At 59.6% G+C, this 15111-nt stretch carries 14 protein-coding genes; 9 read left to right on the top strand and 5 right to left on the bottom strand.

Annotated elements, in window-relative coordinates:
- Positions 1-162 precede the first annotated feature (162 nt).
- The 3 genes from NAT21_RS08320 to NAT21_RS08330 all read left to right on the top strand — a co-directional run bounded on the left by NAT21_RS08320 (position 163) and on the right by NAT21_RS08330 (position 3158).
- Positions 163-645, top strand: coding sequence for an FKBP-type peptidyl-prolyl cis-trans isomerase (locus NAT21_RS08320; RefSeq protein WP_250937237.1), 483 nt, complete (start codon positions 163-165; stop codon positions 643-645).
- Between the two features lie 105 nt (positions 646-750).
- Complete coding sequence (locus NAT21_RS08325; protein ID WP_250937238.1) at positions 751-2148, top strand: YcjX family GTP-binding protein; 1398 nt, start codon at positions 751-753, stop codon at positions 2146-2148.
- A complete protein-coding gene (locus NAT21_RS08330) occupies positions 2145-3158 on the top strand; it encodes a YcjF family protein (protein ID WP_250937239.1) in 1014 nt (337 codons plus the stop codon). The genes NAT21_RS08325 and NAT21_RS08330 overlap by 4 nt, the downstream gene beginning before the upstream one ends.
- On the opposite strand, the gene NAT21_RS08335 is transcribed toward NAT21_RS08330, so the two are convergent.
- The 5 genes from NAT21_RS08335 to nagA all read right to left on the bottom strand — a co-directional run bounded on the left by NAT21_RS08335 (position 3155) and on the right by nagA (position 8069).
- A complete protein-coding gene (locus NAT21_RS08335) occupies positions 3155-3940 on the bottom strand; it encodes an ABC transporter ATP-binding protein (protein WP_250937240.1) in 786 nt (261 codons plus the stop codon). The two genes, NAT21_RS08330 and NAT21_RS08335, sit on opposite strands and share 4 nt — an antisense overlap.
- Complete coding sequence (locus NAT21_RS08340) at positions 3937-5019, bottom strand: FecCD family ABC transporter permease (protein ID WP_250937241.1); 1083 nt, start codon at positions 5017-5019, stop codon at positions 3937-3939. Before NAT21_RS08340 ends, NAT21_RS08335 begins: the two co-directional genes overlap by 4 nt.
- Before the next feature lie 228 nt (positions 5020-5247).
- Entirely contained in the window at positions 5248-6054 is an 807-nt protein-coding gene (locus tag NAT21_RS08345; RefSeq protein ID WP_250937242.1) for a Cof-type HAD-IIB family hydrolase, read from the bottom strand.
- Positions 6055-6079: 25 nt separating this feature from the next.
- Positions 6080-6973, bottom strand: a complete 894-nt coding sequence (locus NAT21_RS08350; protein WP_250937243.1) for a glucosamine kinase nucleotide-binding domain-containing protein — start codon at positions 6971-6973, stop codon at positions 6080-6082.
- Positions 6960-8069, bottom strand: coding sequence for an N-acetylglucosamine-6-phosphate deacetylase (gene nagA / locus NAT21_RS08355; protein WP_250937248.1), 1110 nt, complete (start codon positions 8067-8069; stop codon positions 6960-6962). Before nagA ends, NAT21_RS08350 begins: the two co-directional genes overlap by 14 nt.
- A 193-nt stretch (positions 8070-8262) precedes the next feature.
- Here nagA and NAT21_RS08360 point away from each other — a divergent pair, with 193 nt between their 5' ends.
- The 6 genes from NAT21_RS08360 to gpgF all read left to right on the top strand — a co-directional run bounded on the left by NAT21_RS08360 (position 8263) and on the right by gpgF (position 15087).
- Positions 8263-9261, top strand: a complete 999-nt coding sequence (locus tag NAT21_RS08360; RefSeq protein WP_250937251.1) for a CobW family GTP-binding protein — start codon at positions 8263-8265, stop codon at positions 9259-9261.
- A gap of 66 nt (positions 9262-9327) precedes the next feature.
- On the top strand, positions 9328-9969 hold the full coding sequence (locus NAT21_RS08365; protein ID WP_250937253.1) for an SDR family oxidoreductase: 642 nt from the start codon (positions 9328-9330) through the stop codon (positions 9967-9969).
- Positions 9970-10048: 79 nt separating this feature from the next.
- A complete protein-coding gene (locus NAT21_RS08370; protein WP_250937255.1) occupies positions 10049-12010 on the top strand; it encodes an exoribonuclease II in 1962 nt (653 codons plus the stop codon).
- A 117-nt stretch (positions 12011-12127) separates the two neighbouring features.
- Complete coding sequence (gene gpgS / locus NAT21_RS08375; RefSeq protein ID WP_250937267.1) at positions 12128-13252, top strand: N-acetylglucosaminyl phosphatidylglycerol synthase; 1125 nt, start codon at positions 12128-12130, stop codon at positions 13250-13252.
- A complete protein-coding gene (gene gpgD, locus NAT21_RS08380; protein WP_250937270.1) occupies positions 13245-14024 on the top strand; it encodes an N-acetylglucosaminyl phosphatidylglycerol deacetylase in 780 nt (259 codons plus the stop codon). The genes gpgS and gpgD overlap by 8 nt, the downstream gene beginning before the upstream one ends.
- 40 nt (positions 14025-14064) lie before the next feature.
- On the top strand, positions 14065-15087 hold the full coding sequence (gene gpgF, locus NAT21_RS08385; RefSeq protein ID WP_250937272.1) for a glucosaminyl phosphatidylglycerol flippase: 1023 nt from the start codon (positions 14065-14067) through the stop codon (positions 15085-15087).
- Positions 15088-15111 lie beyond the last annotated feature (24 nt).

Consider the following 15111-nt stretch of genomic DNA (forward strand, 5'->3'; position numbering starts at 1 on the left):
TTCATTCCTTGCCCACCCACATTTCTTCAAATAATTTCATGGCTGGGCCTTGAAAGATGCATCGGCCATCACAACGTAGTGATGCAAGGAACGCCAGGGCATACAAAGATCCCTGTCCTGGCCTCAAGAGCACCCGACATGCATCCGTTTCAAGGACATATTATGCAAATCGAACAGAACAAGGTCGTCGCCTTTCATTACACACTCAAGAACGACGCCGGTGAAGTTCTCGACAGCTCTGAAGGCCGTGAGCCCCTGACCTACCTGCATGGCGCGGGCAACATTGTTCCGGGCCTTGAAAAGGAACTGGCAGGCAAGACTGCGGGTGACAAGCTGGAAGTTCGCGTTGAATCCGAAGAAGGCTACGGTGAAATCCAGCCGGCCCTCGTTCAGGAAGTACCGCGCGATGCCTTCCAGGGCGTTGAAAACGTCGAGCCGGGCATGCAGTTTCAGGCACAGACTGAAGGCGGCCCGCTGCTGGTTACCGTCAAGGACGTTCAGGGCGATACCGTGACCGTGGATGGCAACCATCCGCTGGCCGGCGAGCCGCTCAACTTTGACGTCAGCATCGAAGACGTTCGCGATGCCAGCGCTGAAGAAGTAGAACATGGTCACGTGCATGGCGAAGACGGCCACGAGCACTGATACGGCTTGAACGCCACTGAAGTACCAAGGGCAGCGCTTCGGCGCTGCCCTTTTACGTGCTAGATTGCATGTTTCATTTCTATCGGTTGTGGAGCATCAACGGTCATGGCCTGGACCCTACCCAAACACCTGCGTGATGTACTTGAACGTGGCCTTGATCGTCAGGTTCGCCTCGCCGTTACCGGGCTTTCCCGGGCCGGCAAGACCGCTTTTTTGACCTCCCTCATCAATCAGCTTCGCCACGCCGGCCTGGATGCACAGCTCGAGCTGGTCAGTGCCGTACGTGAACACCGGCTGCTTGGCGCCCAGCGTGTAGACCAGCCGGACCTTTCCATCCCCCGCTTTCCTTACGACGAGGCAATGGCCAGTCTTCAGGCATCGCCCGCTGCATGGCCTACGCCAACACGCGGCATGAGTGAGCTTCGTCTGGCCATCAAGTACCGCACGCGCCGAGCGTCACGCCACCTGACCGGTGAAGAAGCCACACTGACGCTGGATCTGATCGATTATCCAGGAGAGTGGCTGCTGGACCTGCCCATGCTTCAGCAGGACTTTCATGACTGGAGCGGCACCATGGCCTCCTTGATGACTCCGGAGCGCCGCGCCTTCATGAGCACCTGGCTTGAAAAGGCGTCGGCACACACTCCCGATTCAGTAGTCGAGGAACAGACGCTGGCCGAACTGGCGGCCCACTATACCGATGGGTTGCATCAGGCCCGGCGCGACGGCGGGTTTTACTTTATTCAGCCAGGACGCTTTTTGTTGCCCGGTGAACTCAGGGATGCCCCGGTACTGCAATTCTATCCGCTGGTCCAGCTGGAGGGCTGGTCACGCGAAGCACTGGACGCACTGCCGGCAGACAGCCTGTATCAAACGCTCAAGGCCCGCTTCGAGCACTATAAAAGGCACGTCATTACGCCCTTCTACAAGAGCTACTTCCAGCGATTTGACCGTCAGGTGGTGCTGGTCGACGTGCTGACCGCACTCAACAGCGGCCCGGCCGTCTTCAATGAATTGCGTTATACCATGAACGCCTTGATGCAAAGCTTCAACTATGGACGCAATGGGCTATTCAGCCGACTGTTTACCCCGCGAATCGATCGTCTGGCCATTGCAGCGACCAAGGCAGATCACGTCACACCGGACCAGCACGATGCCCTTCAGACCCTGTTGAGCACGCTGATGTCCCAGCCACTGCAGGACATGCGCTATGCCAATATTCCGGCACGCGCCTTCGCACTGGCTTCCATACGCGCGACCACCGTCAAGAAGCTTGAAAACGTCACTCCGAATGCACTTGCCCTGAGTGGCAGAACGCTTGAAGACCAGGAGGTACTGCTTTTTCCGGGGGATGTTCCATCGACACTGCCGGATGAGACCTTCTGGGCGCGCCAGGGATTTTCCTTTACCCCCTTTCATCCGGCCCGACACACCAGTGGGGCCCTGCCTCATATTCGTATGGACGCGTTGCTGGACTGGTTACTCGGAGACAAGTGGCTATGACCGACCCTCGCCCACCCCGCTATTTCGAGATGCCTGAGACCGACACTTCGGTTCACTGGAAACCTCCCCATGCCTATGACACGACCACACCCGTGACGGTCTGGGAACCTCCGGCCTCAGCCCCGGAAAACGGCACGGACAGTGCACTGGACCGCGCACTGGCCCGGCCAGGCAAACGTCGGCGAGGCCTGTTTGCCCTTCTGGCAGGCAGCCTTGCCATCGGTACGGCACAGTGCGGTGTCGCTGTCTATGAGGCGTGGCAGTACAGTAACTGGTTCAGTGGTCTGTGGGCAGGGCTGGGTGTTCTGGCTGCCGGCTTTCTGGCCCGTGGCGTATTCAAGGAACTGAAGCGATTATCTCGACTGCGTCGCCATGCCCGCCTTCGGGAAAGGCTTGAGGATGACAGCGCGCCGGTAGGGACGCTGGATGATCTGGCACGTCACATGGGGCTTGGTCGGGATGACCCGCACCTGCTGGCGTGGCAGCAGGCACAGGCCGATCATCATGACGAACGAGAACGACAACTCCTGTTTGAACACCATGTGCTGGCCCCACGGGACCGCGAAGCCCGGCGACTGATTACCCGCATGTCCACTGAAACTGCCGCGCTGGTCGCTATCAGCCCGATGACATTACTGGACATGGGCCTGATGGCCTGGCGCAATGTCCGTATGATCGATCGTCTTGCCAGACTCTACGGACTGGAGCTTGGCTATGCCAGCCGGCTGACCCTGTGCCGTCACGTACTGTCCAATATGGCCTTCGCCGGTGCCTCGGAGATCGCCGTGGATATGGGTGCCGAGCTGGTCACCATGAATCTGGCCGAGAAACTCTCGAGTCGGGCCGCCCAGGGGCTTGGAAGCGGCCTGCTGAGTGCACGCCTGGGGCTTCGTACTCAGCGCATGCTGCGCCCGCTACCCTTTCGTGAAGAAGAACGCCCGCGAATCAGTCATATCCGGCGCCAGCTGTGGCAGCAGGTCAAGGGCAGCAATGAGGCCGAGCCGCGCTAGCGGTGTCTCAACACATGCACGGGATAAATGGCGGTATATGCCCCGTCATCTACCGCCAGGGTACGACAGGTCACTCCATAGACCTCGGATAATCGCGCAGGCGTCATGACCTGAGCGGTAGGCCCCTGATGGCGCACCTGTCCGTTGACCAGCATGACGGCCTGGTCGGCGTAGCGTGTCGCCAGGTTCATGTCGTGCAGAATCGAAATGGTCATGATGCCGTGTTCACGCGTGTACTCCGTGACCGCCTCGAGCATTGACAACTGGTTGGCCAGATCCAGTGCCGAGGTCGGCTCATCCAGCAACAGCAGCCTTGGCGAGCGTACCAGTGCCAGCGCCAGCGCGATCATCTGGCGCTCCCCGCCAGACAGATTCTTCGGGCAACTGTCTGCAAAACGCTCAAGCCCCAACCGGCCCAGAACCTCCGATGCCCGACGTCGACTGTCAGAGCCGGTTCGCCAGGACAGCTTCGTACTGCTCTGGGCCAGAAGCAGCAATTCAAAAACGCTCAGGCGCACGTTCAAGGATGTCATGTCCTGAGCGACATAACCGATTTTTCGGGCCGCATCGACCCGGGATAACTGACTCAGCGTATCGCCATCCACCTCAACCTGGCCGGTGAAGGCCTGCAGGCCGCAGATAGCGCGCATGAACGTGGTCTTGCCCGCACCATTTGGGCCCAGCACTGTCAGGGACTCCCCCGCTTCAAGGGAGATGGAGACGTGATCCACGATACGGCGCCCGCCAAGATCCACACAGATGTCCGTTGTCCGGAAACTCATCGAGCACTCAACCTCTGGTCACGAATAATCAGGATAATGAAAAAGGGCAGACCGATCAGAGAGGTCACCATACCGATCGGCAGGGCCACGCCCGGCACCACCAGCTTGCTGACAAGCGATGCCACGGTCATGAAAATGGCCCCGCAGGCAAGCGTCACTCCGACCAGAAAACGCTGGTCCTCACCAACCATCATCCGTGCAACATGAGGCGCCACCAGTCCGACAAAACCAATGATTCCCACCACGGATGTTACCGCCCCGGCCATGACTGCTGCTGCTACCAGCATCAGAATACGAAGCCTGCGAACATTGATGCCGAAGACCGCCGCCTCGTCACCGAAGCTGCGCAGCGCCGTCAGTGCCCAGGCCTTGAGCAGCACCAGCGGCACCACTACCCCAATGACCACGGCCGTAAGCTGAACCTTGTCCCAGGACGCGCGCAGCAACGATCCCATCATCCAGAACACCATGCTTTGCAACTGATCAGCCGTTGCCAGGTACTGCACTAGGCCCAGAAGTGCGCTGAAGACAAAGTGAATGGCAATCCCCAGCAGCGTGATGGTCTGAAGCCCCATCTGGCGCCCCGCCAGCAGCAGGATCAGTCCAACGGTAATCAGCGAAAAGAAAAAGGCGTTGCCTGCGACCACAAGGCTCTCATTCAAGAACGGCAACGCCGACAGGACCGAGGTATTGAACGCCAGGGCAAGCGAAGCTCCAAAGCCTGCAGCAGATGAAATGCCCAGCGTAAGCGGCTCGGCCAGAGGGTTATTGAGTACAATCTGCATCAGCAGACCTGCCAGGGCCAGCCCCATCCCCGCCAGCACCGCCATCACGGTCATGGGCATGCGAAGCTGCCAGATGATGACACGCGTGCTGTCCGACACGGCGCCGGGGTCTACCAGCCCCTTCAGTACCTGACCGAATGAAAGTGTTCCCGAGCCGATCATGATATCTGCTACCAGCGCCACGGCCGCCAGCACCATCAACAGAATCAGCAGCAGCGAACGGTGCAGGATCTGACGTCGATAACGCACAAGGCTTGCGTCTTCCAGGCCCGCCTGGGTCAGGGATGAAGTCATGTTACTCCGCTGCAAGTTGACAGAACCAAGAGAAAACCGATGCGGGCCTGCCCCACGGGCAATAAAAAGGCCATCCCATCAGGACGGCCGTTTCAGGGAATGCATTCGGCATGTGGCCAGGCGGCGCACAGGCACAGCCTGTGCCAAGGGCCGCCCACCAGCTGTTATGCCACGGAGTATAAACACTCTACTTTCGATATGACAATCATTCGCACCTGCAGTTCACTTTTACCGACGATCAAGCAGCTCACTCCGCAGGGTTCTGGCTACTGCCGCATCATGATGATCACCAATGACGGGAACCTCGGGCAACAGTGTGAACAAGCGAGGATTGGCGTTGGAGACGACAAACGGCCTGCCGGCCACCTGCAGCATTTCCAGATCGTTGAGGTTGTCACCAAAGGCCAGACAGTCGTCAGCGTTCAGTGAAAGGCGCTCCAGCAGCGAGCTCAAGGCCCGCCCCTTGTTGGCATCCGGGGCCATGACTTCCAGGGAGTTGGGCAGGGAATAGGTCACATACACGCGCGTATCAAACCGTGCCAGAATTTCTGTTTCAAGCGATGCCAGCAGCCGTGGCTCACCGATGAAAAATACCTTGCCGATGTGTGAATGCTCGTCAGCCCCGGGCTGACCAAGCCGATAGGCAAAGCCGGTACTTTCATGGAAAGCCAGCAATGCTTCATCCGGTGCATCGACCCACCAGTGCTCCCGGGTATACACGTTAAGCCGCACGGCCGCGGGCACGTCCAGCTCGGTCATCAGAGACCGGGCGATAGATGCCTCCAGGGGGCGCTCGAACAGTACCTCGTCGTCGGGCGACTGTAACCATGCGCCATTGGTGCTGATGATGTGTGCCTGAACGCCCAGTTGGCGCCGTACTTCCGCGATATCAATGGCGTGACGACCGGAGGCAATGGCGAGATGGTGCCCCTGGGCTTCAAGTGCCTGAAAGGTCTCGATCGTCAGGGGATCGAGCTCATGGCGGGTATTGAGCAGCGTATTATCCAGATCAGTAACCACCAGCTTCTTGGTCATCAAACATTCCCAGTATGAGTGTAAATCAGGAGAGTGCGCGACCGGCGGTCAGCGCACGTTGTAAAAGGCAGGCACCACCGTCCAGCGCAGAGCCTGTAGCCGGCACGTAACGTCGAGCCAGACGATCAGGCAACCAGGGCGCAAGCAAAGGGCCGAGGCTGCCGGTCAGGGCCACGGGGTAACTGCCCTCAGGGTCAAGGGCATCAATCATGAGCGCCATTTCCTGCCCGGCACGGGCCAGCAAGGCAGCCGCGACCGGGTGACCGGCCTGGCGCAGCACCACAGGGGCCAACAGACCATAGTCACGTGCACTGGCCCCGGCAAATCGGCTGACGAGTGCCTCCGGGGTTGCTACATCAAGTGCATCGGCCAGCGCCTGACACAGCGCATCGGCAGGGCCTCGACCATCCAGCCCCTTTTGCAGATGCGGGAGTACATGCAGCCCCAGCCAGGCCCCGCTGGCTTCATCTCCGGCCGGAAACCCATAACCGCCAAGCAGTCGATGATTGCCCCCTTCATCGCGCATGGCACCAATACTGCCGGTGCCCAGTGCCAGCATGACCCCTGCCCGTTCAGGATGAGCCCCCCACAGCGAGGTCACTGCATCGCTTTCAAGCACCAGCATCCGACATGCCGGCGCCTGGGAGGCAAAGGCATCACGCCATTCGACATGGTTCATGCCGGCAAGGCCGGCCGCCAGCGCGCACCGTGTCCAGTCAAGAGACTCACCGGCCTCGGTGGCAGCACGGCAGGCCAGTGCCTCAATCACCTGCCAGGCCGAGATCACCCCCAGTGAAAGAGCGGAAGCCTCTCCAGTCACCTCGATGGTGACACCATTGGTAGCATGGTATAAAAGCCGGGTACCGGTGCCTCCGCCATCCACGATAATCCGCGCCGTACCGGTCTCAGATAACGTCACGGTTTACCTCCTGCCCATTCACCAGCACACGCTGAAGTCGGCGATCACGTCCCATGACGACTAGATCAGCCCGCTTTCCGGGTAAAAGCTCACCTCGGTCCTCAAGGCCAAGATAACGAGCGGGCCAGGTGGACAGACGCCTTGAGGCTACTGCCCAGCTGTCTCCCAGCGCGATCCAGTTTCGAAAGGCCTGATCCATCGTCAGTGCGCTGCCTGCCAGCGTGCCATCCTCCAGACGGACGCTGTTGCCATGCTTGTAAACCCGATGCGCTCCCAGCTTGTACTCGCCATCAGGCATCCCGGCCGCAGCCGTGGCATCGGTAACCCCATACAGACAGGGGATGGCCCGCATCGCCGTCAGCATGGCACCCTGCTCGACATGCACCAGGTCAGGAATGATCTCAGCGTAGTATGAGTGAGCCAGCGCGGCAGTGGCGATCCCCGGATCACGATGCGATACGCCGGTCATGGCATTGAAAAGGTGAGTAAACCCGCTGGCACCAGCGGCCAGTGCCGTTACACCGTCCTGATAGCAGCCGCAGCTGTGCCCGACCTGCACCCGGACCCCCTGCTCCGCCAGAAAGGTAATCATTTCCGTGTGACCGTCGATCTCCGGCGCCAGTGTTACAACGCGAATCGGCGCATGAGCCATCAACGCCATCATCTGCTCCGACGAGCCGGGCCGGGCAAACGCAGGCTGTGCGCCAAGCTTGTCCGGGTGAATGAAAGGCCCTTCCAGGTGCACTCCCAGAATATCTGCACCACTGGGAGTGTCGCTGGCCATCGCTTCCGCCACAGCGTCCAGTGCCTGCTCGATATCCGGCATGGGGGCAGTCATGGTAGTCACCAGTACACTGGTGGTCCCAAACCGGGCGTGTGTACGTGCCAGGACGCCGGGGGCCATACCGCCTTCCATGGCATCCCGACCGCCACCACCATGGACATGCAGATCGATAAATCCAGGAAGAATACGTGGCGTATCGTTATCCCGAGGGGTCACCGGCACCCCGTTGATATCATCAATGATGCCATCGCGTATGGTCAGGGTGCCGTCCAGCCAGCCATCGGGCGTGAGTAGATAACCAGTCAATCGCATGCTCGATCGTGTCCTTGCCGATAGATAACTGTTGTGGTCACTGAGTGATCACCAGATTACCGTGTTTAGGCTTCCGGCTCACGTCGTCGCGAAATCAACCGTGTCCGGACATCATGAAGATAACGGTATAAAATAGACAGCACCATGGCTTCCCGGCACGCTGAGCCGAAACCCAACCTGCACCGGAGCATTCATGGCGTTATCATCTTCCCGGCCGACCCTGCCGGTTCATCTGGTCAGCGGGTTTCTTGGAAGCGGCAAGACTACACTGATCAATCATCTGGTACAGCAGCCCGACCTTTCCCGAGCGCTGGTCATCGTCAATGAGTTTGGCGATATTGCCCTGGATCATCACCTGTATGCCGAAAGTCATGACCAGCAGATCATTACATTAAAAAGCGGGTGCATCTGCTGCTCCCTGCAAAAGGATCTGCAACACACCCTGAGGGATGTGCTGTGGCGATTTTCACGTCAGGGCCAGCGTCAGTTTGATCAGGTTATCATCGAAACCACAGGGCTGGCCGACCCGGCACCGATTCTTCATACCCTGACCCGGGATCCACGCCTCGCACGCCAGCTTCATCTTGACCAATTGATCGTGACCGTAGACGCCTGCCATATCGACGCTACCCTTGAGCATCATCCCGAAGCGCTGCAACAGATGGCTCTGGCAGACGTACTGATGCTTACCAAAACCGACCTGGTAACAGAGGCGGAAATCCAGCGCCTTTGGGCAACACTGAACGCACGCTACCCCACCGCGATAAAGGCGTGCACTACACCGGAACTTCTGGCAGCGATGACTTTCCGGCCCACGCGCCTCCCACCGGCCGGGCCACTGTTCATGCCGGTGCCAGTCCCTCGCCATACTGCAGGCTGTGTGGCGATGGGGTATCAGCAGTCCAGCGGGATCCCTCCAGGTCCGGAAGCCATGACAGATTGGCTGGATGCACTTCTTTATGCTCATGGAGACCGTATCCTGCGCATAAAGGGCCTGCTTCGCGGCCCGCAGGGGCAGGCGTGGCTGATCAATGGCCTGAGGCATCAACGAGCCCCCCTGCAGGCCATGCTCACTTCACACGATGCTGCCTCCCCACTGCTTGAACTGGTATTCATTCTGGGATCGGCCGAGGACACCCGCTGGCTGAATGAGGCCGTGAGGGCGTTATCCCCCTGGCTTTCGGCGGCTTGAATTTCGACGCCATCGACACCATCCCATCCTGAACAGGAACATACTTATCCGCTTACGGAGAACATCATGACAACACTGGTAGTAGGTGCCCATGGCAAGATCGGTCAGCGTCTGTGCGAGCGTGCTGTCAGCGAAGGACTGTCGGTCAGGGCGCTGGTGCGCAACGAGGAGCAGCAGAACGAGCTTGCCCGGACTGGCGTCGAGACGGTAATCGGTGATCTTGAAGGTGATCTGGCTCATGCATTTGAAGGATGTGACGAGGTGGTATTCACTGCCGGCTCAGGCCCTCACACCGGCGCCGACAAGACCCTCATGATCGATCTCAACGGCGCATGGCGCTGTGTGGAATACGCAGAGGCACTGAACATGAAACGCTTTATCATGGTCAGCACCCTGCACAGGGAGCCTCTGGATGGCCCCGACGCCCTGGTGCCGTACCTTGCGGCCAAGCGCGCCGCGGATTATCGGGTAACAGCCTCTACTGTCCCCCATGTACTGGTACGTCCCGGACGGCTGACCGATGACAGGGGTACAGGGCATTATTCCATCGCGGTAACCGAGGAAAATGGTGGCCGAACCAGCCGTGACAATGTCGCCGAGGCTATCGTGCACCTTCTGGGCACCCCCGTCACTGACGCCCTTGATCTCCCGTTGCTGGACGGCGATACGCCCTGGTCCGAACTTGAGAAATCACTGTCACACGGCTGAAATAGTCACTTCCCCTTTCCCCATTCAGGGCGACCCCTTATAGTAAGGCGCCCTGACCCGCCAGACACGATCGAGACTCATGCTTCAAAACAACTCGCTGCTCGCCCAGCTCAAGCAAAACCTTCGCAGCCAGACGCCACGGGTAACCGGCACCATCAAGGCTACCGATAAAAGCTATGGCTTCATGGATGCCGATGATGGCAACAGCTATTTTGTGCCACCGCCCTTCATGAAAAACGTTCTGCACGGTGACCGGGTAGAAGCCGTTCTGCATACCGAAAACGAGCGTCAAAGCGTCGAGCCCGATAGCCTGCTGGAGCCGGGGCTTGATCGTTTCATCGGCCGCGTCAGAAAGCGTGATGGCAAGCTGGCCGTCACACCGGATCACCCTTCGATCCGTCTGGCGATGAATGCCCGAATGGGCAAGCGCATGGGTGATCAGGAGGTTGCCGACGGTGACTGGGTCGAGGCACGCTTGCTCCGCCACCCGATGAAACCGGACGACAAAAGCTTTTTCGTTCAGATCGAAGCACTGATCGCCCCGAAGGACGCCGCCGATGTTCCTTGGCGCGTCACCCTGGCCCGCCATGCGCTGGAGCAGGCCTCACCCGCCGACGAGGCGCCGCGAACCCTGCGCGATGAAGGCCTTGAGCGGGAAGATCTTACCGAGGTGCCCTTCTTCACCATCGACAGCGCCTCGACCCAGGACATGGATGATGCCCTGAGCATTATCGAACGGCCCGAAGGTGGCTGGCGCCTGACGGTAGCAATTGCCGATCCCACCGGCTATATCGCTCCGAATGATCCGGTCGATCGCGAAGCACGCCAGCGGGCCTTTACGGTATACCTGCCGGGTCAGAACGTGACCATGCTGCCGGAATCCCTGGCCAATGACCTGTGCTCACTGAAGGAAAACGAGCAGCGGCCGGTACTGGCCTGCGATATCGATATCGCGGCCGACGGTGAACTGACAGGCCACCGTTTCTTTGCCGCCACCATTTGCTCAAAGGCCAGGCTGGCCTATGACAAGGTATCTGCCTGGATCGAAACACCGGAACAGGCCGACTGGGCGCCGAACTTCGAGCGCGGTGCCGAGCAGCTCAAGGCACTGGAAGCCATGACGCTGGCCCGCTACCAGTGGCGACTGACTCATGCCCTGGTTTTCGGAGACCGCCCGGATTACGCCTTCGAGCTGGACGAGGCAGGCAATGTACTGGCCATCCATGCCGAGCATCGCCATATATCCCAGCGCATGATCGAAGAATCAATGATTGTCGCCAACGTCTGTTGTGCACGCCATCTGGCCGAGCATGTCGGACACGGGATTTATAACGTGCACCTGGGCATCGCTCCTGAAAAGCGCGAAGCGGCGGCTGAATTTCTGGCCGGTCAGTCCATTAATGCCACGGCAGAGCAGCTGGACCAGCTGGACTACTTCACGGCACTGCGGCGTGATATCGATGCCTCCGGCAATCTCTGGCTGGAAGCACGGCTGCGCCGCTTCCAGGGGTACGTCAACATGACGGCAACCCCCGGGCCGCATTTCGGCATGGGCCTTGACGCCTATGCCACCTGGACCTCACCGATTCGCAAGTATGGCGACATGATCAACCATCGCCTTATCAAGCAAACGCTCTCCGGTCAGGCAGATGGCATGCCAGCCGCGGAAACCGAGGCAGAAACCGAGCACCTGACCGAGCGTCGCCGTCTTAACCGGATGGCCGAGCGTGACGTGAAGGATTGGCTTTATGTGCGTTTCCTGAGTGATGACGCGGCCAACGCCCGTGAATTTGCTGCGGAAATCATGGATATTCGTCGCGGCGGCATGCGTGTACGTCTGCCGGAAAACGGAGCCACGGTATTCCTGCCCGCGTCCAGCCTTCACAGCGACCGTGATGCGGTCGCCATTGATGACAAGGAAGGCATGGTGACCATCAAGGATGCTCTGACCTGGCGACTGGGAGACACGCTCACCATCGCCCTGACGGAAGCACGAGAAGAAACCCGCTCGCTGGTCGGCCGACCGGCAGCATCCGAGTAGATTCTCAGCAGTACGGGCCTGCCTCATGGCAGGCCCCACGTTCAAATGCCTGCCCTGTTCCTCCATAAAACGCCTGGCGAAGGACGAGGCGGCAGGCTGCATGGAGGTATCGGCACTGTGCATGTAGCCGACGTCACGATGTTTTATGCACCCTCGAGCGGGGGTGTTCGTACCTATATCGAGGCCAAGCGACGACGCTTGTGTCATATGCCGGACACGCGCCACAGTGTTCTGGTCCCGGGCAGTGAACATGCCGAGATCGGGCCGGGCCTTTTCAGCGTGCCCTCCCCCCCCCTGCCGTTCAGCAACGGCTACCGGTTTCCCCTGCGTCGCCATCACTGGTGCCGGGCCATTGAAGCCCGACAGCCGGATGTCATCGAAGCGGGCGACCCGTATGTTACCGGCTGGGCCGTGCGTGACAGCGCTCGGCGGCTGGATGTGCCCGTGGTCGGCTTCTACCACTCGGATCTTCCTGTTCTGGTAGGTAAACGCTTCGGCGAGCGCCTTGAAGCGTATACTCGCCGCTACGTCAGGCGATTGTATGACCACTATCAAAGCGTCCTGGCCCCCAGCCAGCTGATGGCAGACAAGCTCCGCCAGGCCGGAGTAAATCACGTCAGTGTGCAGCCGCTGGGGGTGGATACCCGTACGTTTCGACCGGCACTGGCCGATCCGAATGTAAAGCGTGAGCTCGGCCTTGATGAGACCACCAGGCTTTTGATGTTTGCCGGACGCGGTTCTCCCGAGAAGAACCTGCCGGTGCTGCTTGAAACCATGCAGTGTCTGGGAACGGGGTATCACCTTCTGCTGGTAGGCTCCAGCCTCCCTGCCCGCGTGCCCGACAACGTCAGCCTGATCAATCATTTCTGCCCGCCGGATGAAGTCGCTCGTTACATGGCATCAAGTGACGCCCTGCTCCACGCGGGCACACAGGAAACCTTCGGGCTGATCGTACTGGAAGCCATGGCCTGCGGGACTCCGGTGGTGGCCGTGCGTGCCGGCGCCCTCCCTGAAAACATACCGGACGACTGCGGGCGCCTGTGTGAGCCGGACAATCCCCGGGACATGGCTCGTGCGGTACACTCCCTGTTTGAAGAAGACCAGACCCGGTTACAGGCCGCCACGCGCCAGTATGTAGAACAGCGCCATGACTGGGACGTGGTGGTCAGCGATATCAACGCTCACTATCACCACCTGGTCGGCACGCCTCTTTCTCATGACATGAGTATGGAACATGGTTGATTCACGCCTGCCCTCTGCCAGCATGCTGGTAGCGCTGCATGATATTGCACCGCAAACCTGGGAAGACTATCGCCCATTCGTGGAGACAGTAGACCGCCTGTCGGTGAATGTCCCCATGAGCTGGCTGGTCGTCCCCCAGTTTCATCATGGCCGGTCCACCTTCGATGACCCGGCCTTTCTGAAACTGCTGGAGTCCCGACTGACCAGGGGCGATGAGCTGATTCTGCACGGGTTTTATCACTGTGATGATGGCCCGCGCCCCAGAACACCTCATGAATATTTCATGCGCCGCATTTATACCTATGAAGGTGAATTCTACGGACTACCCGCTCCTGATGCCCGGGCGCGTCTGGAAGAAGGCATCGCCCTGTTCGAACGCCAGGGCTGGCCCTTGAAAGGGTTCGTGGCTCCGGCATGGCTGATGAGTGACGGCACGCGCCATGCGCTGGCACAAAGCTCGCTTGAATACACGACCGATCCAAAGCACATCTACAGCCTGCCCACCTTTGAGGCTCATGATGCCCCGACGCTTGTGTGGAGTGCGCGCAGCGCATGGCGTCGCAAAATGTCCTACGTGGTCAATGAAGTGGCCAAACGACGCCACCAGCAGGCCGACGTGCTGCGCCTCGGGCTGCATCCGGTCGATATGCGCCACAAGGTGGCCTTTGATTACTGGCTGTCTGCCATCGAACAGATGATGGATGAAGGTCGGGCCCCGTTGACCAAGCATCAGTGGCTGTGCACCACAAGTACACAGCGGCGGTCAGCCTGATGCCTGCTTCATCAAATCCCCCTGTACGGGTGATGACGTCATGACCCGTACTCTCTGGTTACTGGGCATTGGCCTGCTGGCCATCATGCTGGTGCCGCTCTTTCTGGGCGGCAGCGGACTATTTGCCCAGTTGCGCGATTTCCCGCTGTCCATTTTCATCGGCATGCTCGGCATGGTCGTGGTCTGCTGGCAGCTGAATGCCCTGAAGCTGCGCATTCTGCTCAAGGGGCGCGCGCGTGGGCTCAATCAAACTCGCGCCTTCGGCGTGATAATGGCCACCGAATTTGCCATCTGCGCCACCCCCGGCGGCACTGGCGGGCCACTGACATTGATCACCCTGCTGACTCGCTACGGCATGAAACCGGCCCAGACCACGGCCATTTTTGCCGTTGACCAGATCATTGATCTGGTTTTTTTCCTGTCATCCATGATTGCCCTGACGCTTTATATTGTCACCAAGGCGGTGGATCTACATATCGGCTGGCTGATGGGCGTACCGATTCTGCTGCTCAGCGTCGGGCTGGTGCTGATCGGGCTACTGGCACGCTATCACGACCGTACCATCCGCCTGATCGCACAGAGTCTGGTCAGGTTTCGAATCAAGCCGGAGCGACGCCAACGGCTTAACCGACGCCTGCTGGTCTTTCGCAACTCGCTGGTTGACACCCTGGGCATGCCCAGAAAACTGCTGATCGGTGCCTTTGTGGTGAGCGTAGCGCACTGGATGGTGCGCTACAGCGTGCTGTACTTCACGGTAATCGGGCTGGGGCAACATCTGGACTGGTCATGGACCTTTCTGGTGCAGATGCTTTCCATGGCGGCCGGCCAGCTGACATTACTACCAGGGGGCGCCGGAGGCACTGAGATCAGCTCATCGGCATTGCTGGCACCGATTCTGGGACAGGCCACGACAGCCGCGGCGATTCTGATCTGGCGTGCCGTTACCTATTACTTTTATCTGGTTGCCGGCGCACCTGTCTTCATGGTCATGGCCGGTCGGCCACTGCTGCGCCGTATCCTAAAGGGCAAGTCAGAAGACGAGACGCCCTCTGAAGCATCATGATAAAGATCGGGGGCGCGCCGAAAG

The sequence above is a fragment of the Larsenimonas rhizosphaerae genome, from assembly GCF_023700005.1.
In the GTDB taxonomy this organism is placed as follows: domain Bacteria; phylum Pseudomonadota; class Gammaproteobacteria; order Pseudomonadales; family Halomonadaceae; genus Larsenimonas; species Larsenimonas rhizosphaerae.